The 17,872-nt window shown below is 53.5% G+C and carries 21 protein-coding genes; 1 reads left to right on the top strand and 20 read right to left on the bottom strand.

Features of this window, described 5'->3' with window-relative positions:
• Positions 1–99: 99 nt before the first annotated feature.
• The 11 genes from spoVG to metG form a co-directional block, all read right to left on the bottom strand.
• Positions 100–384, bottom strand: a complete 285-nt coding sequence (gene spoVG / locus KHA84_RS14745; RefSeq protein WP_157297198.1) for a septation regulator SpoVG — start codon at positions 382–384, stop codon at positions 100–102.
• A 193-nt stretch (positions 385–577) separates the two neighbouring features.
• Positions 578–952, bottom strand: a complete 375-nt coding sequence (locus tag KHA84_RS14740) for a RidA family protein (protein WP_213424278.1) — start codon at positions 950–952, stop codon at positions 578–580.
• A 1-nt stretch (position 953) separates the two neighbouring features.
• Positions 954–1,784, bottom strand: coding sequence for a pur operon repressor (gene purR / locus KHA84_RS14735; protein WP_213424277.1), 831 nt, complete (start codon positions 1,782–1,784; stop codon positions 954–956).
• Positions 1,785–1,878: 94 nt separating this feature from the next.
• Positions 1,879–2,751, bottom strand: coding sequence for a 4-(cytidine 5'-diphospho)-2-C-methyl-D-erythritol kinase (ispE, locus tag KHA84_RS14730; protein ID WP_213424276.1), 873 nt, complete (start codon positions 2,749–2,751; stop codon positions 1,879–1,881).
• Between the two features lie 121 nt (positions 2,752–2,872).
• Positions 2,873–3,052: a small, acid-soluble spore protein, alpha/beta type gene (locus tag KHA84_RS14725; protein ID WP_092098234.1), complete on the bottom strand. Its 180-nt coding sequence runs from the start codon at positions 3,050–3,052 to the stop codon at positions 2,873–2,875.
• 115 nt (positions 3,053–3,167) lie between these two features.
• Positions 3,168–3,434 (bottom strand): biofilm formation stimulator Veg, encoded by a 267-nt coding sequence (gene veg, locus KHA84_RS14720; protein ID WP_008301256.1) that lies wholly within the window; start codon positions 3,432–3,434, stop codon positions 3,168–3,170.
• A 149-nt stretch (positions 3,435–3,583) separates the two neighbouring features.
• The gene (gene rsmA, locus KHA84_RS14715; protein WP_213424275.1) at positions 3,584–4,465 is read right to left on the bottom strand and encodes a 16S rRNA (adenine(1518)-N(6)/adenine(1519)-N(6))-dimethyltransferase RsmA; all 882 of its coding nucleotides are present in this window, start codon (positions 4,463–4,465) and stop codon (positions 3,584–3,586) included.
• Complete coding sequence (rnmV, locus tag KHA84_RS14710) at positions 4,458–5,051, bottom strand: ribonuclease M5 (RefSeq protein ID WP_236823320.1); 594 nt, start codon at positions 5,049–5,051, stop codon at positions 4,458–4,460. Before rnmV ends, rsmA begins: the two co-directional genes overlap by 8 nt.
• A gap of 403 nt (positions 5,052–5,454) precedes the next feature.
• Positions 5,455–6,753 (bottom strand): ubiquitin-like domain-containing protein, encoded by a 1,299-nt coding sequence (locus KHA84_RS14705; protein ID WP_336511155.1) that lies wholly within the window; start codon positions 6,751–6,753, stop codon positions 5,455–5,457.
• 117 nt (positions 6,754–6,870) lie between these two features.
• On the bottom strand, positions 6,871–7,644 hold the full coding sequence (locus KHA84_RS14700) for a TatD family hydrolase (protein WP_213424274.1): 774 nt from the start codon (positions 7,642–7,644) through the stop codon (positions 6,871–6,873).
• A 259-nt stretch (positions 7,645–7,903) separates the two neighbouring features.
• A complete protein-coding gene (gene metG / locus KHA84_RS14695; RefSeq protein WP_213424273.1) occupies positions 7,904–9,880 on the bottom strand; it encodes a methionine--tRNA ligase in 1,977 nt (658 codons plus the stop codon).
• 317 nt (positions 9,881–10,197) lie between these two features.
• Here metG and KHA84_RS14690 point away from each other — a divergent pair, with 317 nt between their 5' ends.
• Positions 10,198–10,488 carry an AbrB/MazE/SpoVT family DNA-binding domain-containing protein gene (locus KHA84_RS14690; protein ID WP_213424272.1) on the top strand — a complete coding sequence of 97 codons (291 nt, stop codon included), beginning with the start codon at positions 10,198–10,200 and terminating at the stop codon, positions 10,486–10,488.
• A 218-nt stretch (positions 10,489–10,706) separates the two neighbouring features.
• Here the strand turns inward: KHA84_RS14690 and rsmI are convergent, their stop codons facing one another.
• From rsmI to KHA84_RS14645, 9 genes are all read right to left on the bottom strand, one after another.
• Complete coding sequence (gene rsmI, locus KHA84_RS14685; RefSeq protein ID WP_213424271.1) at positions 10,707–11,588, bottom strand: 16S rRNA (cytidine(1402)-2'-O)-methyltransferase; 882 nt, start codon at positions 11,586–11,588, stop codon at positions 10,707–10,709.
• A complete protein-coding gene (locus KHA84_RS14680; RefSeq protein ID WP_213424270.1) occupies positions 11,585–11,863 on the bottom strand; it encodes a GIY-YIG nuclease family protein in 279 nt (92 codons plus the stop codon). The genes rsmI and KHA84_RS14680 overlap by 4 nt, the downstream gene beginning before the upstream one ends.
• Positions 11,847–12,599 carry a tRNA1(Val) (adenine(37)-N6)-methyltransferase gene (locus tag KHA84_RS14675; protein ID WP_213424269.1) on the bottom strand — a complete coding sequence of 251 codons (753 nt, stop codon included), beginning with the start codon at positions 12,597–12,599 and terminating at the stop codon, positions 11,847–11,849. Before KHA84_RS14675 ends, KHA84_RS14680 begins: the two co-directional genes overlap by 17 nt.
• 88 nt (positions 12,600–12,687) lie before the next feature.
• Positions 12,688–13,050: a DNA replication initiation control protein YabA gene (yabA, locus tag KHA84_RS14670; RefSeq protein ID WP_092098250.1), complete on the bottom strand. Its 363-nt coding sequence runs from the start codon at positions 13,048–13,050 to the stop codon at positions 12,688–12,690.
• 24 nt (positions 13,051–13,074) lie between these two features.
• Positions 13,075–13,881 (bottom strand): PSP1 domain-containing protein, encoded by an 807-nt coding sequence (locus KHA84_RS14665; RefSeq protein WP_213424267.1) that lies wholly within the window; start codon positions 13,879–13,881, stop codon positions 13,075–13,077.
• Positions 13,871–14,875: a DNA polymerase III subunit delta' gene (gene holB, locus KHA84_RS14660; protein WP_213424266.1), complete on the bottom strand. Its 1,005-nt coding sequence runs from the start codon at positions 14,873–14,875 to the stop codon at positions 13,871–13,873. Before holB ends, KHA84_RS14665 begins: the two co-directional genes overlap by 11 nt.
• Positions 14,876–14,946: 71 nt before the next feature.
• On the bottom strand, positions 14,947–15,276 hold the full coding sequence (locus tag KHA84_RS14655; RefSeq protein ID WP_008301272.1) for a cyclic-di-AMP receptor: 330 nt from the start codon (positions 15,274–15,276) through the stop codon (positions 14,947–14,949).
• A 48-nt stretch (positions 15,277–15,324) separates the two neighbouring features.
• Positions 15,325–15,957, bottom strand: a complete 633-nt coding sequence (gene tmk / locus KHA84_RS14650) for a dTMP kinase (RefSeq protein ID WP_213424265.1) — start codon at positions 15,955–15,957, stop codon at positions 15,325–15,327.
• Positions 15,958–15,962: 5 nt separating this feature from the next.
• Positions 15,963–17,402 carry an aminotransferase class I/II-fold pyridoxal phosphate-dependent enzyme gene (locus tag KHA84_RS14645; RefSeq protein WP_213424264.1) on the bottom strand — a complete coding sequence of 480 codons (1,440 nt, stop codon included), beginning with the start codon at positions 17,400–17,402 and terminating at the stop codon, positions 15,963–15,965.
• Between the last annotated feature and the right edge of the window lie 470 nt (positions 17,403–17,872).

Below are 17,872 nucleotides of genomic sequence, written 5' to 3'. Positions count from 1 at the left end.
CCTCCCCCGTCCTTTCAGTTTAACAATAAATTGAAAAAGGCGACAGGCACAGGACATGAAAAAACCGTCACCGGTTACGGGACGGCTGGTCGGGGCCGGTTAAGCGCCGGCGCCTTCGAGTTGCGGTTCTTCTTTTGTCAGGTGATAGGCACCCAGCACGGCGTCCTGGATCATTTGGCGCGTGTCCGAATTGATCGGATGGGCCACATCGCGGAACTCGCCGTCGGGGGTCCGCTTGCTCGGCATGGCGACAAACAGGCCATCATTGCCGTCGATGACCCGGATATCATGGACCACGAACGCCTCATCAATCGTGATGGAAGCAATGGCCCGCATCCGGCCATCAGTCTCTACCCTACGAAGTCTCACATCAGTTACTTCCACTTTCTCACCACCTTCAGCACCTTCTTGGTTGTTTATATTCAATATAAATGGTAAATCCCCTTCTTACAATACAAAATTTTTGAACTATTCAAAGTTAGGGATGTTCATGCAACAGTTTCCGAATAAATTGGGAGATTTCCGCATAATAAAACGGCAGCTCCGTATATAGAGAGCTGCCGTGTCTATGAAAGTTTTACTTTGCGAGGGCGACCGCTTCGATTTCGACGAGGACGTCTTTTGGAAGGCGGGCAACTTCCACGCAGGAGCGTGCCGGCTTGTGGTCGCCGAAGTAAGAGGCATAGATGTCGTTGATCGTGCCAAAATCATTCATATCCTTGATGAAAACGGTGGCCTTGATGACGCGGTCAAGCGAAGACCCGCCGGCTTCCAGAACAGCGGAAAGGTTTTTGAACACCTGGTGTGTCTGTTCCTCAACGCCGCCTTCCACCAGGCTGCCTTCCGGCGTAAGCGGGATCTGGCCGGATGTGTAAACGATGCCGCCTGTTACAATGCCCTGCGAGTAAGGGCCGATTGCTGCAGGCGCCTTGTCTGTCTGGATCAAGTTCATATCAGTTTCCACCTTCCCTGAAATAGTTGCCTTCCACAAGTTTGATCGTGCGTTTTTTCTCATTGACTTCGCGCAGCCTCACGAGAGACACATAGTCTTCCACGAGCCGCTCTTCCTGCATGTCCTCCGACTCGACCAGGACCGCGACACCCGCCGGCTCACAATCAAACTCGGCGAGGAGGTTTTTCATGCCGTTCATCGTTCCGCCGACTTTCATGAAGTCATCGGTGAGAAGCACACGCTGGCCGCCCTGCATGCTGCGCTTGGAGAGGACCATCGTCTGGATGCGCCGGCTCGAGCCGGAAACATAGTTGATGCTGACCGTAGACCCTTCTGTTACTTTGCTGTCACGCCTGACGACAACGACAGGGATGTTCAGATGTCGTGCGATTGCATGGGCGATCGGAATGCCTTTGGTCGCGACAGTCATGATGGCATCAATTTCCGAATCCTTGTAGCGGGCAGCGAACAGCCGGCCGATCCGGTCCATGAGTCCGGGATTGCCGAGCAGATCCGTCATAAACAGATACCCGCCCGGAAGCAGCCGGCCGGGATCACTGAGTGCATCCATGAAATCACGGATAATCTCCTGTGCCTCTTCCCTGCTTGCATCCGGGATGTACTTCACGCCGCCGGCCGCGCCCGGCACGGTGATGAGCCGGCCGGTTCCCCGCTCCTCGAACGTCCCTTTGACAATGGCGAGATCCTCACTGATCGATGATTTCGCCGCGTCGTACGCGGAGGCAAAATGCGTGAGCGGGATGAGCGTATGCGGATGGCTGAGCAAATATTGGGTCATGTCGACAAGCCGTTCACTGCGCTTCCACTTCAAAATGTCCACCTCTGTGCTTATGTCTGAACCGGAACTGGCCGGCTTTTCACAAAATCCGAATAATTTACCTTCACATTAACATAAACATCCGGATTTAATCAAGCCGGGCACTGTTCCGTCCGCCCAGCATACGGACCGCGTGGACTTCAGGACAAAAGCCGTTGAGACCGTTGACGATGCGGGCGACGCGCGCCTCCTGAGAAACGAGCCCAAAGACGGTCGGCCCGCTGCCGCTCATGAGAACGGCATCAGCTCCAAATCGCTCCATTCCGTCCTTGAGCATGGCAACTTCCCGGTGCATCTCCATCGTAACCGGCTCGAGTACATTGCCCAGGTTGCGGCAGACCTCTTTGTAATCTGCTTCCCGGAGTGCCGCCTCCATCGCCGAGATGTTCGGATGGCGGGCATTGGACAGGTCGAACTTACCGTAAATGTCTGCCGTCGACACACCGATGTCCGGCTTCGCCAAGATCACCCAGCAATTCGGCGGGGCCGGCAGGTGGCGGATTTTCTCTCCGCGTCCCGTTGCAAATGCGGTCCCGCCATACACACAAAACGGTACATCGGATCCGATTTCCGCCCCGATTTCCGCCAGTTCGTCCAGCGACAAACCGAGTTTCCAAAACCGGTTGAGTCCGCGGAGCGCTGCAGCGGCGTCACTGCTCCCGCCCGCAAGTCCTGCTGCGACGGGAATGCGCTTGTCCAGCGTAAACGTCACGCCATCACGGATGCCCGTACGCTTGCGGAGAAGTTCCGCTGCCTGATAAACCAGGTTGCGCCGATCATCCGGCACATAGCGGTCGGAGGACTTGATGATAATCTTTCCGTCCTTGGCGCCTTCAATGGCCAGCCTGTCATACAGGTCGACCGTCGTCATAATCATTTCGACCTCGTGGTAGCCGTCCGGGCGCTTGCCGAGGACGTCGAGGGTCAGGTTAATCTTCGCCGGTGCTTTTTCATGGATCATGAAGGCACCTCCCCAAAATTCAATGCCCCTATTTTACCATAGGGAGAGACAATGAAAAAAGCAGACGGAAAAATTCCGTCTGCCGGTGTCAGCCGTTTTTGGATTTCGGGTTACAGAAGCGTTACTTTCGGCCTTCGCCGATGCCCCGTTCCGCCATCTCGATCGCCCGCTTCACCATGTTACCGGCGTCACGTGCTTTGATGCCTCCCCAACCTTCCTGCTGCACAACATCGTAAAATCCAAGTTCCTTCGCGATCTCTTCCTTCAGACGCTGGGACATTACTCCGCCGTTTCTAGCCATTCGGTTTTTCCTCCTCGTTCGGCTGACACATGTAGTATGGCCCGAAATGAAAAAAGAACCCGGTCAAAACCTTCCAAAAGGTTTTGGCCGGGCAAAAACGGGATAAATAATTGCATTACTTCACGACGAAATCCATTTTCTCTGAGCCATTGATGAATGTCAGTTCCACGGCCTCCGTCAAAAGATCGGTATAACTGTAGGAGACCCGCTCGAACGAATGCTCCTCCTGGTCGAGCTCAATGACAAAGACGGCATGATACGTTTCCCGAAGGACACCGGCACGCTCAATCGTCTTTTTCCGGCCGCCATTCGCCTTAAGTTGCAAACGCTGACCTAAATGAGAATCGAGCGCCTTCTTGATATCAGCTAATGTTTTTGGCATTATCGCTTACACCTCACTGTATGTAAGGATAACACATTTCAAAGTTTCTGTCAATTAAATTTAAAATTTTATCAATGCGCTCTTCGTATGTCAATGTTTTTTCTTCTGTATTTTCTTCTTTTTATCGTTTTGAAAATTTTTTGTAACAATTATTCACCAAATTCCGGATACAGCGCATCTGCGAGCCGGCCGAATTCTTCGAGGGTCAGTGTTTCCCCGCGGCGACCCGGATCGATCTCGGCTTGGCCGAGTGCTTCCAAAATTTCCGGCTTGTGCTTCTTGCCGTCCGGCAGAGACGTCTGCAGGTTGTTCAGGATCGTTTTCCGTCGCTGGACAAATGAGCCCCTCGTCACTTTAAACAGGAAGCCTTCGTCTTTTACAGCGACGGGAGGCGCGCTCCTGCGCTTCAGGTGGACGACGGCTGATGCGACATTGGGCTGCGGCATAAAGACGGTCTTCGGGACCGTCATGACCGTCTGGGCTTCGGTATAGTATTCGATAGCAATCGACAGGGAGCCATACTCCTTCGTACCCGGCTTCGCACTGATCCGGTCCGCCACTTCCTTCTGCATCATGACGGTAAACGAATCAATCGGCAACCGGTCCTCCAGCAGTTTCATAAGAATCGGCGTCGTCACGTAATAGGGAAGGTTCGCAACCACGGCAATATGCGGGAAGCCGGCAAACTCCTCGCCGATCACGGCCGCAACGTCCGCCACCAGGATATCCTGGTGGATGACCTTCACATTGTCATACGGCGATAGCGTGTCGTCCAGCACCGGAAGCAGGCGCTGATCAATTTCAAATGCAACGACCTTCCCGGAATTTCTGGCAAGGTGCTCTGTGAGCGCACCGATTCCGGGACCGATTTCGATGGCTCCCGATTTATCGGTCAGGCCGGCAAATGACACAATCTTGTGCAGGATATTCGGATCGATCAGGAAGTTCTGTCCGAGGCTCTTTTTAAATGAAAACCCGTACTTATCGAGGATCTCCTTCGTCCGTCCGGGTGTGGCAATGTCTCTATGCATGGATGTCTCCTTCTTCGTCAATGGCTTGGACAGCGGCGAGGAACTCCTCCCGGCTGATCCGGAACATGGAGAGGCGCTTGGCAAGCTGCTTTCCATTGGTCTGCCCGATCTGCAGCAGGAGGCCGATGCGCTCGCGCCTGCGTCTTGCGTCCGGGTGGCCGACAAGCCTCAGACTGACCAGCTCGGCATCGCTCACAGGCGGCTCTGCACCGCTTTGGTGCACCGGTGTGCGGACGGCGGCAAGTGCTGCCCGGATATCCTCATCCGCGGCATGCTCGATGCCAACTTTCCGGCCGTTTTCTGATATAGACTGTGCCTTCGGCAGAAAAGCATGCTTCACGCCCGGCACATGCTCCTCGATGATTGCTCGGATGCGCCGGCCCGGATAATCCGGATCTGTGAAAACGATGACACCCCGTTTTTCCTGTGCATGCCGGATCTTCATAAGCGTCTCCCTGGAGACGGCCGAGCCGTTCGTCTCAATCGTATCCGCCCCGGTCGCGCGCCGGACGGCGATTGTATCCGACTTGCCCTCCACGACGATGATTTCTTCGATAGTCACTGATAATCCCATTCTTTCGTTCATTTCCTCCAATTTTAACGGCATGCGGACAGATTGTACAGAAAGCCGGTACCGTTGCATGTCCTTAGGGTCCCACGCACTGCTAACATAAGCACTGACAAAGGTCTCATCTGGTTTGTCAATCGGCCCTTATGTCCTCCCTGCAATCCTTCATCACCCTTTGATCAGTCTTAAGTTAATCTAATCTCACCCTGAACCATGCTTTGTTAACGAGTTGGCGCAAACAGGAGAACGACCGGCTGCAAACGGTATTGCAATTTCCGAAGCCGCCTTCTTGCATTTGCTGCTTCCTTATTTTAAATCTGTCCCCATATTGCAACTCTGCAGTCCATGCTTCATTACCGTATCCCATATTGCAACAAGCAAATAAAAGATCCGCGGCACCAGGCCGCGGATCCGTTCATCCTCAGTTAAGGATTTTGATTTTCACTTTTTTGCGGCCGAAGCTGTAGGCCTGGTCTTTTGTCGGGACGAAGATATCAATCTTATTGCCTTTGATTGCGCCGCCGGTATCGCCCGCAATGGCCGTACCGTAGCCCTCAACCCAGACCTTGGAGCCGAGCGGAATAACGCTCGGATCGACTGCAATTACTTTTGCTCCCGGATTGGCCTTCAGGTTGATGCCTGTTGCCGTAATACCGGAGCAGCCGTTGCAGGATGCCGTGTAGGCGGTCGCCGTCACATAAAATTCCTTGCCGCCGGCCGGTTCCTCGTTGCGCGGTGCCGATGCCTGAACCACCTTGCCGGACGACTTCGGAGCAGCCTGTTGTTTGGATGTGTTCGAGGCTACTGCCTTTTTGGTCGTATTCGAAGCTACTGCCTTTGCAGGTGCTGGGGCTTTCGTGCCGACAGCGACTACTTTATTGATCGGCTTTTTGACCACTTTCTCGTCCTGTAGCTTGCGCTTGACTTCTTTGCCGTCTTCTTTGATGACTTCATACGTCCGTTCCACTTTACCTTGCTCACCATTCTGGACGACTTTCTCTTTGCCTTTCAGCAGGCTGTTGTCTTTTTTCGTCTGTACAGTGAAGTCCGTCGACTCTTCCACTACATCGGTGACCTTTTCTACCCGGACGACCTTTACGCTTGAGCCCGGCTTGACGATTTCATCCATGCCCTGTTCCACGCGGTCGTTCTTACCGAGCTTGATGCCCTGCTTGCTTAAAAAGTCAGCGACCGTAGTCGAAGTGGTCCAGATCTTGCTTTCCTGGCCCCCGTCGATCATGGCAACTTCATATGCCTTCTCAATATTGACGGTATCTGTATCGCCGATTTCGCTTCCGCGTGCCGGCGTGACGGCATCATGCTCACTGAGTTCGATGCCGGCATCAGCCAGAAGCGCATCAACATCCTCTTTCGTCGACCAGACTTTGCTTTCTTCACCGTCTATGCTGATCGTAAACTGTCTGGCTTTTTTCCACTCGATGGACGCGCCGTCCTCGAGTTGCTCATCCTTGGCCGGGGAGAGGTCGTCATGTTCCCCCACTGCAATCTCCTGCTCATCCAGAAGCTCGCCGACTGTATCCGCATGAGTGCGGAATTCCGTCTGTTCGCCGCCTTCGGAAAGGGTGACGTTCTTTTTGGTCCCCTCGTAAACTGCATATGTGATGACGCCCGCGAACAGTGCGATCGTCAAAATGGACATGATGATCTTCTTGCCTGTCATGAACCTGGAATTCTCTTGTTCCTTAGAATTTGTAGACACTAAAAAACTCCTCCTTATCACCCGAGTGATTATAGCGGCCCGTTTTCCGGCTTGTCAACCGAACCGGTTTTTTCCTGTGCCGCAGCACGGGTGAAGTGTGGGCCCGTTTTGGCCTCTTTATTCGCGAATCTCAAATATTTTCAATGCGTTTTCGGTAGTCTTTCGGGCTACTTCCTCAAATGGAATTTCCTTGAGTAGCGCGATCTGTTCGGCAACGAGCCGAACATAGGACGGCTCATTGCGCTTGCCCCGGTAAGGATGGGGCGCAAGATATGGCGCGTCTGTCTCGACGAGCAGATGATCAAGCGGAATTTCCTTTGCCACTTCTTTCGGCTGCCTGGCATTTTTGAACGTCACCGGCCCGCCGAGGGAGATCATGAAATTCATTTCTACGCATTCTTTTGCTGTTTCCGGGCTGCCGCTGAAGCAGTGCATGATGCCGCCCGTTTCTGCTGCATTTTCTTCTCTTAGGATACGGACCACATCGCCTGTCGCATCGCGATTATGGATGACGACCGGAAGCTTGAGCTTCTTCGCGAGCGCGATTTGCCTGCGGAACAGCTCCTGCTGAACATCCTTCGGCGATTTGTCCCAATGATAGTCGAGCCCGGTCTCCCCGATGCCGACAACTTTCGGGTGCTCGGCAGCGATTTCTTCGATCCACCGGAGGTCTTCCTCTGTACAGTCGACTGCATCCACCGGATGCCATCCGATCACCAGGTAAATGAACGGGTACGTTTCTGCGAGCTCGAGCGCGCGACGGATAGTCTGCCGGTCAAATCCGACAACGACCATTTTTTCGACGCCCGCATCGAGCGCACGGCGGATCACCTCATCGACATCCTCCTCGTATTGGTCTGCATTCAAATGGACATGTGTGTCAATCAGCATGCGATTCACTCTCCCAATGTATTGTTCAAGTCTATACATAAATCCTTTTTCAAATTTCACAGTTCTATTACATTTAGATTACAAATTAGATTTAGTTAAATGACAAGACTCTATCTCAAGACTTATAAAGTTGTACGGGAAGTCACGAAAAAAGTCAAAGAAACCGAGTTCCATTAACAGCAAAAAGGAAAACCGGAGGACTAAAGTCCTCCGGTTTCTATTTTCTCAGGTCAATATAAATGTTACAGAACATCCGAAATCAACGGATTTGGGAGCCATTCGGCAACGCAGGATCAACTGATGCGAGTTTGAGGATCCCATCCTGCTCTCCAGCAAGGATCATTCCCTGTGAAAGTTCACCTCGGAGTTTCGCAGGTTTCAGGTTCGCGACGACAATCACTTTCTCGCCGACAAGCGATTCCGGTTCATAGAACTTTGCGATGCCCGAGACGACCTGCCGGGTTTCATAGCCAAGGTCCAGCTGAAGTTTCAGCAGCTTGTCCGCCTTCGGCACTTTCTCGCAAGCCGTCACTGTCGCCACACGAAGGTCGACTTTTGTGAAATCGTCGATTGTGATTTCCGGTACGTCCGGCTTTTCAGGAGATTGCGGGACGCTGTCTTCTCCGGCAGCAGCTTCTTCCTCCTGCGGCTGGACTGATTTTTGCATCTCTCCCCGGATGTAGGCGATTTCCACTTCCGGGTCCAGGCGCGGGAACACAGGCGTCCCTTTTTCGGCCACTTTCATGCCTTCCTTGATTGCACCGGCTTCCAGCGTGTCCCAGGCAAGTGCCTCTTCCCCGAGGCCAAGCTGATTGACAATCTGCTTTGGCGATTTTGTCATGAACGGCTGGAGAAGGACCGCGATTTCGTGAAGGCTTGCCACAAGATGATGCATGACGGAATCCAGCTCACCCTTTTTCGACTCGTCTTTTGCTAGCGTCCAAGGCTGGGTTTCGTCAATATATTTGTTCGTACGGGAAACAAGCGCCCAGATGTCCGACAGGACGACGCTAAATTGCATGTTCTCCATGCCCTGCTCATATTTCCGCACCGTCTTTTCCATCACCTGTCTCAGCGGCTCGTCGAATTCAGTCGAACTTTCCGGATGCGACGGAACGATTCCGCCGCAATACTTGTTGACCATCGACACCGTGCGGTTCAGCAGGTTGCCGAGGTCATTCGCCAGGTCGTAGTTCATGCGCTCGACAAATGCTTCCGGCGAAAACACGCCGTCAGATCCGAATGGCAGCTCACGAAGAAGGAAGTAGCGCGTCGCATCAAGGCCGTAACGCTCGATAAGCATCTCCGGATAAACGACATTGCCCTTCGACTTCGACATTTTTCCATCCTTCATCATGATGAACCCGTGCGCGAACACTTTCTTCGGCAATGGCAGATCAAGCGCCATGAGGAAGATCGGCCAATAAATCGTGTGGAAGCGTACAATATCCTTCCCGACGACATGAACGTCAGCCGGCCAGTATTTGCGGAACAGCGATTCGTCCTCCGTTCCGTAACCGAGCGATGTGATATAGTTCGACAGCGCATCGACCCACACATAGATGACGTGTTTCGGATCACCCGGCACATGGATACCCCAGTCAAACGACGTGCGGGAAATGGAAAGGTCTTCGAGCCCCGGCTTGATGAAGTTGTTGATCATTTCATTTTTACGGGATTCCGGCTGGATGAAATCGGGATTCTCTTCATAATACTTGAGTAGGCGGTCCGCATACTTCTTCATATTGAAGAAATAGGACTCTTCCTTCACCTTATGGACGGGGCGGCCGCAGTCCGGGCAGTTTCCGTCCTCCAGCTGTGCTTCGGTAAAGTACGATTCGCAAGGCGTGCAGTACCAGCCTTCATATTCGCCTTTATAAATATCCCCGTTATCGAGGAATTTTTTGAAGATCTTTTCAACGCCCTTTTTGTGGCGTTCTTCGGTCGTCCGGATAAAGTCATCATAGGAGATGTCCATCATGCCCCACAGCTTCTTCGCGCCTTCGGCTATTTCATCGACATACGCTTGCGGAGCCATGCCGGCCTCTTCGGCTTTTTGCTGGATCTTCTGTCCATGCTCATCCATCCCCGTCAGCAAGCGGACGTCATAGCCGCGGAGCCGCTTGTAGCGTGACATCGTGTCGGATGCCACTGTCGTGTACGCAGTACCGATGTGGAACTTGCCGCTCGGGTAATAAATCGGCGTCGTCAAGTAAAAAGTTTTCTGTTCACTCATGCCTTGGCCTCCATGAATACGCATTTCCTCCATTCTACCGGATGCCACCCTTCACTTCAATGCAGGCAAGCCGGCAGGACAATTTCCATTAATCATTATTCACCTGTTAGCACTTTTTTGAGTACGTTCTAACAAAACACTTTATTTATCGCCCGAAATGGTATAAATTTGACTTAGGCCGGAAAAAATATTGTTTTTACAAAACTTTTTGGCCTTGTAAATTGACGGTATTGGCATTAGTTGGTATGATGGATTTAGTCAATTAGCATGTCGAATCTTGACGAAAATAAGATAGAACTCGAAAGGGGCAATACTGGATGAAATCGACGGGTATTGTACGTAAAGTCGATGAACTTGGACGGGTAGTCATTCCAATCGAACTCCGCCGCACACTCGGCATCAAGGAAAAAGACGCATTGGAGATTTACGTGGATGACGACCGGATTATCCTGAAAAAATACATGCCAAACATGACTTGTGCCATCACAGGCGATGTGTCCGATGACAATTTCCGCCTGATTGACGGAAAACTGATTCTCAGCGAAGAAGGCGCGAAAAAGCTCGTTGACGAAATTTCAGAACGTCTCGGCCAAAAGCAGCACGTATAAAACGACCTTACAGACCGCCCGGAACTTTCCGGGCGGTTTTATTGTTATGCGGAAGGATCCGCTTTTTACTCAAGAGTATCTTCCTATTAAATAGTCGGTTTCAGGAATCGTTTTCTTTCACTAATCGCACTCGGGATATCCGACAAAGAAGTACATAAAAAACCATCAGGCCTTATATTATTCGGCCTGATGGTTTCGTTTGGGTCCGTACCCGTGCATTATTTCAGATGATACGCCTGATAAATATCCCGCTTCGGTTCTCCGCGTTCTTTTGCCGCGATTTTGATGGCTTCCTTCGGCGGAACACCTTCCCGCTCCATCACGGCCTCTACATGGGCCTTTTGCGTCAGGCCGGCCCACCACTCCGACTGTTCTTCGGCATGCCGGATGGTTTTCAAATCCGCGCCTTCGACGACGATGCAGAATTCTCCCTTGAGGTCTGTTGATTCTGCATAAGCCACCGCCTCACTGGCGGTGCCGCGCAGAATCTCTTCGAACTTCTTTGTCAGTTCCCGGACGAGCACGACCCGTCGCTCCGATCCGAAGGCAGCCTCGAGATCACGGAGTGAATCCTTTAGCCGGTGTGGTGATTCGTAGAAAATCACCGTCTCCCCACGCACGGCCATTTTTCCGAACAGGTCCCGCCTGTCGTTTTTCTTTCGTGGCGGAAAGCCGTGGAACAGAAACGGCTGTGCCGGAAGACCTGAAGCGATCAGTGCAGACAGCGCCGCATTGGCTCCCGGCACCGGGACAACGGCATATCCCTCACTGATTGCCCGGGCCGCAATGTCCGCTCCGGGATCCGAAATGCATGGCATGCCCGCATCACTTACGAGGGCCACGTCTTCCCCTCCTGCCAGCGCGGATAAAATCCGGTCCCCGCCTTCTTTCAGATTATGTTCGTGATAGCTCAGAAGCGGTGTCTGGATATCAAAGTGGTTCAGAAGTTTCTTCGTATTTCGCGTATCTTCTGCAGCAATCACCGCTGATTCCTTCAGGATCCGGATCGCCCGGAATGTGATGTCCTCGAGGTTGCCGATCGGTGTCCCGACAAGATAAAGTTTTCCGCCAGGGTCCTGTACGCTCTTCTGGGACTTCATGGACGCCCGCCTCCATTCCGCTTCATGTAGTCGATCTTTTCAACCCGCCTGAGCTGCTTGAACGCGTACTCGGCCCGCATCGCTTCCTGCTTGGTTTCAAATGTTTCATTGAAGACGCAACGGACCGGCCGCCGGGGCTTTGTATATTTCGCGCCTTTCCCTTCATTGTGCACCTTTACCCGACGCTCCAGGTTATTGGTATAACCCGCATAATAGGTCCCGTCCGAACACTCGAGCACATAGAGCACATGCTCCCCTTCATTCACCCGGTCCATACAGCATCTCCCGTATTTCCGGCGTATAGGCTCCGTCATCCTCATAGACATAAAGCGGCGGAAGGATCTTCAGGTCCGGCTTGCCGTCCTTTGTTCCCTCGATCAGGAGGGTGTTGGCCTCCCTGCCGCTCTTCGGATAAACGAACCGGATCCGCTTCGGCTCCAGGCGATGCTGCCTCATCGAAGTGATGATGTCGAGCAGCCTTCCCGGACGGTGGACAAATGCCGCTTTGCCGCCCTGTTTCAGTAAGGCGCTCGCATTTTCCACGGCCTGGTCCAACGTCAGATACAATTCATGCCGGGCGATTGCGACTTCCTCCAGCATGTTGCGGTCGCTCAGCTCATGTGCGGGAAAGTAAGGAGGATTGCATGTCACCGTATCGTGCTTTTCATGCCCGAGTATGTCCGCAATCCCCTTTACGTCCCCTGTGACGATGCGAATCCGGTCCTCCATGCCGTTCAGCGCGACACTGCGCTCCGCCATGTTTGACAGCCTTGGCTGGAGTTCCACCCCGGTAATCGGCGCATTCGACCGCGCGCTCAGAAACAGCGGAATCGCCCCATTGCCCGTGCAAAGGTCGATGATGCTCCCGGATTTGCGGATCGGTACATAGGCGAATTTCGCCAGCAATACAGCATCCAGGGAAAATGAAAACACCTGGGGGCTCTGAATGATTTTCAGCCCTTCCGCGAGCAGATCATCCAGCCGTTCATCTTCGTTCAGTTCTATATTCATGCCTTTTATCCTCCGTGAAACAGTTTCTGGGCAGAAGCCATTGAAGCCCAAAGAAAAGACCGTATTCCGCCAATAGCGGAACCGGTCTTTATCCATTCTGCTTGTTCAAGAATGAGAGGCAGAACAGGCAGTCCTCGCCCTTCCGCGAACTTCCAAAGTGGACGTTGCAGACGTGGAACCCTTCATTATAAAGGCGGGCGAGGTTGTCATGTCCTTCCCCGATCTCCGCCGATTTCGGCTGATGTTTTTTTCCGGGCTTCCGGCCCCTGTCCTCCAGCTGCTTTTCGATCTCTTCCAGGCGGTTGCGCAGATGATGGTTTTCGATCTGGAGAGCGTGGTTCTCCTCCATCATCTGTGCGACCGACTCCTTCAGTTCCGCATACTGGCGATTGGCCGAATCAAGGTGTTGCCCGAATTCCATGACCTTGTCCAAGAAGTTCCGGTCCATCAATGCTCACACCCCATATTGATTGCGTCAAACCGATTGCAAGATTTCGTCCATCGAATAATCGATCACTTTCTTTTCACCGGACAGCTCTACCTGCAGCATGCGCTCAAGCAAGTTGAGCCCGACGACTCTTCCGGCACCATCCGGCGTAGTGATGCGGGTGCCGACGTCCGGCATGAGGCGCTTTGCTTCCTCATATTCGTCATTTTCGTATTTCAGGCAGCACATCAGCCGGCCGCACAGTCCGGATATTTTGGACGGATTCAGCGACAGGTTCTGATCCTTTGCCATCTTGATCGAGACAGGCTCGAAGTCCCCGAGGAACGTCGAGCAGCAGAGCATACGCCCGCAAGGACCGATGCCGCCGAGCATCTTTGCCTCATCCCTCACTCCGATCTGGCGCAGTTCGATCCTGGTCCGGAACACTGATGCAAGATCTTTGACGAGATTCCGGAAATCGACACGGCCGTCTGCCGTGAAATAGAAAATGATTTTATTTCGGTCAAATGTGTATTCGACGTCGACCAGCTTCATCTCCAGCCCGTGATCTTCGATTTTACCGGCCGCGATGTCGAATGTCCGCTTAGCTTCTTCCTCGTTTTCCCGGACGGAAGCGCGGTCCTGTTCTGTCGCCGGGCGGACAATCATTTTGAGCGGCAGGACGATATCATCGCCGCTCATCTGCCTTGGCGGAATGACGACCTTGCCGTACTCGACGCCCCGCGCCGTTTCGACAATAACGTATTCGCCTTTTTCCAGGCTGTATTCGCCCGGATCGAAATAATATATTTTACCCGCTTTTTTAAAGCGGACGCCTACTACATTATAGAGCATGTTGACCCTCCTGCATGTTGAGCACCAGTTGTTCCATTAGAAGCGTGCGGTTCATATTGCTTTGGAGGTTGCGCTTGGCCTTCAGGATGGCTTCGAGAATCGAAGCGAGCCGGCTGAACGTCAGCCGCAGCGCCATCTCTTCCCATCTGGCCCGGTTTTCCGGATAGGCAAGCGGCGTGGAGAGTCCCGCCTTCACCGCGGAAATATCACGGTAGGCGAACAGGAGCAGATCCAGCCCCTGTTCGGTCTCGTCCTTCTCCTTGAAGAGCGGACCCCAGTCCGTCTGGATGAACAGCAGGGCTTCCTGGATACTTTTGTCCGATGCTTCCACCAATTTTATCACTGTCTTACGGGCCTGTCCAAACTGCTCATCCGCCGAAAGCGCAAGTGCCTCTCCCGGATCGGCCGTGATCATCGTGACGGTCGACGCCATCGTGCGGGTGACGCCGCCTTCCGCAACCAACTGCTCCAATACCGCCTCTCTCGGCGGTGGCTGGAGGTGGATCTCCTGGCAGCGGGACCGGATCGTCGGAAGGATGGCCGACACACGGTCTGTGAGCAGGATTGCGGTCACTTCCCCTTCCGGTTCCTCGAGGAATTTCAGGAGTGTGTTGGCAGCGGAAATATTCATTCGGTCCGCTTGATGCAAAATGTAGATTTTGCGGCCTTCCTCAAGACCGGTCTTGTTCAGCTTGTAGATCAGGTCGGAAATCTGTCCTTTTTTGATGTCTTGTCCATCCGGATGAATTTGAGTGACGTTTGGATGGTTGTCCTCCCGTATTCTCCGGCAGTTGCGGCATTCGCCGCACGGCATGCCGTCCGCGGGTCCGTGGCAGAGGAGCAGCTGGGTGAAAAAGCGGGCGAGCAGCTCTTTCCCGGCACCCTTCACGCCATCAAACAAATAAGCGTGGGCAACGCGTCCGGAAGCCGCGGATCCCCCCAGCAGAGAGGCCGCTTTAGGTTGCCGCTTCATGATGCTATTATCGGTGTCCACCGGCGTCCTTCCTCCCTGTTAGAAAAATCCCGTGTCCGAAAATCTCACGGGCACGGGTGGTCGTCTTAAAATCAGAAATGATGGAACTGCTCGATCGGCAGTACGAAAACTGTTGCGCCGCCGACTTCCACTTCAACGGGGTACGGAATGTAAGAATCCGCATTCCCGCCCATCGGGGATACAGGTGCGACCATCTGGTCACGGGAACGGCAGTTCTCCCGGATGATGCCAAGCAGTTTCGGCACCAGCGGGTCATCTGTACCAATCAGGAAAGTCGTGTTGCCCGAGCGCAGGAAACCGCCGGTACTGGCCAGCTTCGTGGCACGGAAGTCATTTTTTGTCAGAGCGGCGGATAAACGGTTGCTGTCCTGGTCTTGCACGACCGCTACAACCAATTTCATGTGGATCACTCCTCGCCAGCTTTTATATAAGTATAGCACAAACGGTCTTTACTTCATGCGACTTTTTATTGAGTCCCAGGCAACTTCTGCGGTGTCGGTGAGACTTCCGGTTGCGTCGATCAAGACCACACGCTCCGGCTCACTTTCCGCGATTTTCAGGTACTCGTCACGCACTTTTTTGTGGAAGTCGAGCCCTTCCGCATCGAGACGGTTCACCTCGTGGCCCCTTCCTTCGCTGATCCGCCGGATGCCGACTTCAGCTGGCACATCAAGAAGGATGGTCAGGTCGGGCATCGTGTTCCCGATTGCAAACCGGTTGATCGAGCGGACCTCCTCCGTACCGATCCCCCGGGCTGCCCCCTGATAGGCGATTGAGCTGTCGATGAACCGGTCGCAGAGAACCACTTTTCCTGCCTCCAGAGCGGGGATGATCCTTTCGATCAGATGCTGGCGCCGCGCCGCCGCGTAAAGCAGCGCCTCGGTCCGGGCTTCCATCTCTGTGTGGTCATTATCCAGGATGATTTCCCGGATCTTCTCTGAAATCCGGATGCCTCCGGGCTCGCGTGTCCGCAGAAACTCGGTCCCCGACTCTTCGAATCGTTGCGCCAAAATCTCGAGGACGGAAGTTTTTCCTGCCCCATCCGGCCCTTCAAGTGTGATGAATAAACCATTTGTCTTCATGTATATTATGCCTCCGGTGACTGTCGTGAGACCAAAATTTGTTGTATATGCAGCCGGTGCGTTCCCTGGAAAGCCGTGCCGGCCGCCAGATAATGATGCAAAGTCCGGATTTTCTCCCTGGTGATGGGTTCTTCCGGCAGGAGCAGCGGGATGCCCGGCGGATAGGGGATAACGGATGCGGCGGAAAGACGCCCTTCCGATTCCCGGAAGTCAATCCACTCGGTTGAGTTTCCTGGCTGGACAGCGGGCGGACCATCAGCCGCTGTGACGGCCGGCTGTGAAAACGGTTCATCGAGCTCTTTCGCTTCTTTTCCGGGTCCGAGTGACTTTACGGCTCTCGCGGCTGCAGCAAGCGTTTCCCCCAGGTGAACATCCTGTCCCTTTTTCAGGAGGGGCAGCACAAGCAGCGTCTGATACGGATCTGAAAGTTCGGTGTGGACACCTTGATGGGCCAGCGCTTCCGCAAGTGAATTCCCCGAATGTCCGTCCGCGCGAAGAAGCAGCTTGAGCGGATCATCCGGCCGGATGACAGACAGACCTTTTACTTCGTCCAATCCCATGATCAGCGTCTTTCTATAGTCAAGAAATGCCTTCACGTCTTCTTCTGTGAAGGTTGCGATATAATGCCGCGCATCGTCCAGCGATGCCATCATCGGGTAAGATGGACTGCTGGACTGCAGCATGCCCAAGTAATAATCGATGCGCTGTGCATCGAGCAGCGATCCGTGAGCAACATGCAGAAATGAGGCCATGGTCATTGCAGGAAGCGTCTTATGTGCCGACTGGACGACCACGTCCGCCCCCTGGGCAAGCGATGGTTCAGGAAACGGCGCGCCAATCCTGAAATGCGCCCCATGCGCCTCATCTACGAGAAGCGGAATGCCCGCATCATGGCAGATGTCCGCAATGTTACTGAGATGCGGGGATACCTTGCCGTAATAGGTCGGGTTGGTCAAGATCACCGCTTTTGCCTCGGGGTACATCTCGATCGCTTCGCGGATTAGCTCCGCTTCCGCGTGTCCGGGAGACCGGGTTTCCGCATCCCATGCCGGATCGACATACACCGGACGCGCCCCCGCAAGCACCAAACCGTTAAAAATAGATTTATGCGCATTGCGTTGCACAATGACCCTGTCTCCGGGACGGCAGGCGGCAAGTATCATTGCCAGGTTACCGGCCGTCGAGCCATTGATGAGGAAAAAACTCCGGTGCGCGCCGTAAGCAGCGGCCAGAAGTTCCTGCGCCTCCCGGATCGGCCCTTCCGGAGCATGGAGGTCATCCAGTCCCGGCAGCTCCGTCACATCCCAGGACATCATTCCTCTGACGGCTTCCGGCAATCCTGTCAGATTTCCGTTTTTGTGGCCGGGCACATGAAATGACAACGGGTCGCTTTTTGCGAATTGCTCCAGCATGTGCACGACCGGCCGCCGCGACTGACTGCTCATTGCATAAACTCCTTTATCCGTTCAATGGGTCCATTATAACACGCACGGGACGACGGATGACGGATAGCCTTGGGTTTGATATGCAGGTGCAGGTATTAGGGAAGCCCTTCTTTTAAGCAGATCATATAGCGCTACTATTAGCGCTTAGTCAATGGGCCAGTAAGGAGAATGGCATACGGGTCCGATTTCCGGCAGGAGGAAGGTGAAAGGAACGATGCTTAACACTCAGTTGACCTTTACTTAACACTCAGAAAGCCTTAGTTAACACTCGACGGAGTTTGATGGGAGAATCATGGGAGAAAGGGAAGATTCCTATGTGCACTTGTTCGGGTTCTATGTGCGGTCGTGCTCTTTATGAATGGGCAGAAGATAGGCATCCAAGAAAACAAAACAGCCATTTTTCCGCACAAAAAAACCGCCTCCATCAGGAGACGGCTTTGTGCCCAGCGACGTCCTACTCTTGCAGGGGG

It is taken from the genome of Bhargavaea massiliensis (genome assembly GCF_018390575.1).
Classification (GTDB): Bacteria; Bacillota; Bacilli; order Bacillales_A; family Planococcaceae; genus Bhargavaea; species Bhargavaea massiliensis.
The sequence above is the reverse complement of the archived record's forward strand: the minus strand, read 5'-3'. Positions and strand labels throughout refer to the sequence as shown.

Coding starts and splice junctions, on each gene's coding strand:
- KHA84_RS14740 (WP_213424278.1), bottom strand. CDS start 952: ATGAACTTGATCCAGACAGACAAGGCGCCTGCAGCAATCGGCCCTTAC.
- ispE (WP_213424276.1), bottom strand. CDS start 2,751: ATGATCCATGAAAAAGCACCGGCGAAGATTAACCTGACCCTCGACGTC.
- KHA84_RS14725 (WP_092098234.1), bottom strand. CDS start 3,052: ATGGCTAGAAACGGCGGAGTAATGTCCCAGCGTCTGAAGGAAGAGATC.
- veg (WP_008301256.1), bottom strand. CDS start 3,434: ATGCCAAAAACATTAGCTGATATCAAGAAGGCGCTCGATTCTCATTTA.
- rsmA (WP_213424275.1), bottom strand. CDS start 4,465: ATGCATAGAGACATTGCCACACCCGGACGGACGAAGGAGATCCTCGAT.
- rnmV (WP_236823320.1), bottom strand. CDS start 5,051: ATGAACGAAAGAATGGGATTATCAGTGACTATCGAAGAAATCATCGTC.
- KHA84_RS14700 (WP_213424274.1), bottom strand. CDS start 7,644: ATGCTGATTGACACACATGTCCATTTGAATGCAGACCAATACGAGGAG.
- metG (WP_213424273.1), bottom strand. CDS start 9,880: ATGAGTGAACAGAAAACTTTTTACTTGACGACGCCGATTTATTACCCG.
- KHA84_RS14690 (WP_213424272.1), top strand. CDS start 10,198: ATGAAATCGACGGGTATTGTACGTAAAGTCGATGAACTTGGACGGGTA.
- rsmI (WP_213424271.1), bottom strand. CDS start 11,588: ATGAAGTCCCAGAAGAGCGTACAGGACCCTGGCGGAAAACTTTATCTT.
- KHA84_RS14680 (WP_213424270.1), bottom strand. CDS start 11,863: ATGGACCGGGTGAATGAAGGGGAGCATGTGCTCTATGTGCTCGAGTGT.
- KHA84_RS14675 (WP_213424269.1), bottom strand. CDS start 12,599: ATGAATATAGAACTGAACGAAGATGAACGGCTGGATGATCTGCTCGCG.
- KHA84_RS14665 (WP_213424267.1), bottom strand. CDS start 13,881: ATGCTCTATAATGTAGTAGGCGTCCGCTTTAAAAAAGCGGGTAAAATA.
- KHA84_RS14655 (WP_008301272.1), bottom strand. CDS start 15,276: ATGAAATTGGTTGTAGCGGTCGTGCAAGACCAGGACAGCAACCGTTTA.
- tmk (WP_213424265.1), bottom strand. CDS start 15,957: ATGAAGACAAATGGTTTATTCATCACACTTGAAGGGCCGGATGGGGCA.
- KHA84_RS14645 (WP_213424264.1), bottom strand. CDS start 17,402: ATGAGCAGTCAGTCGCGGCGGCCGGTCGTGCACATGCTGGAGCAATTC.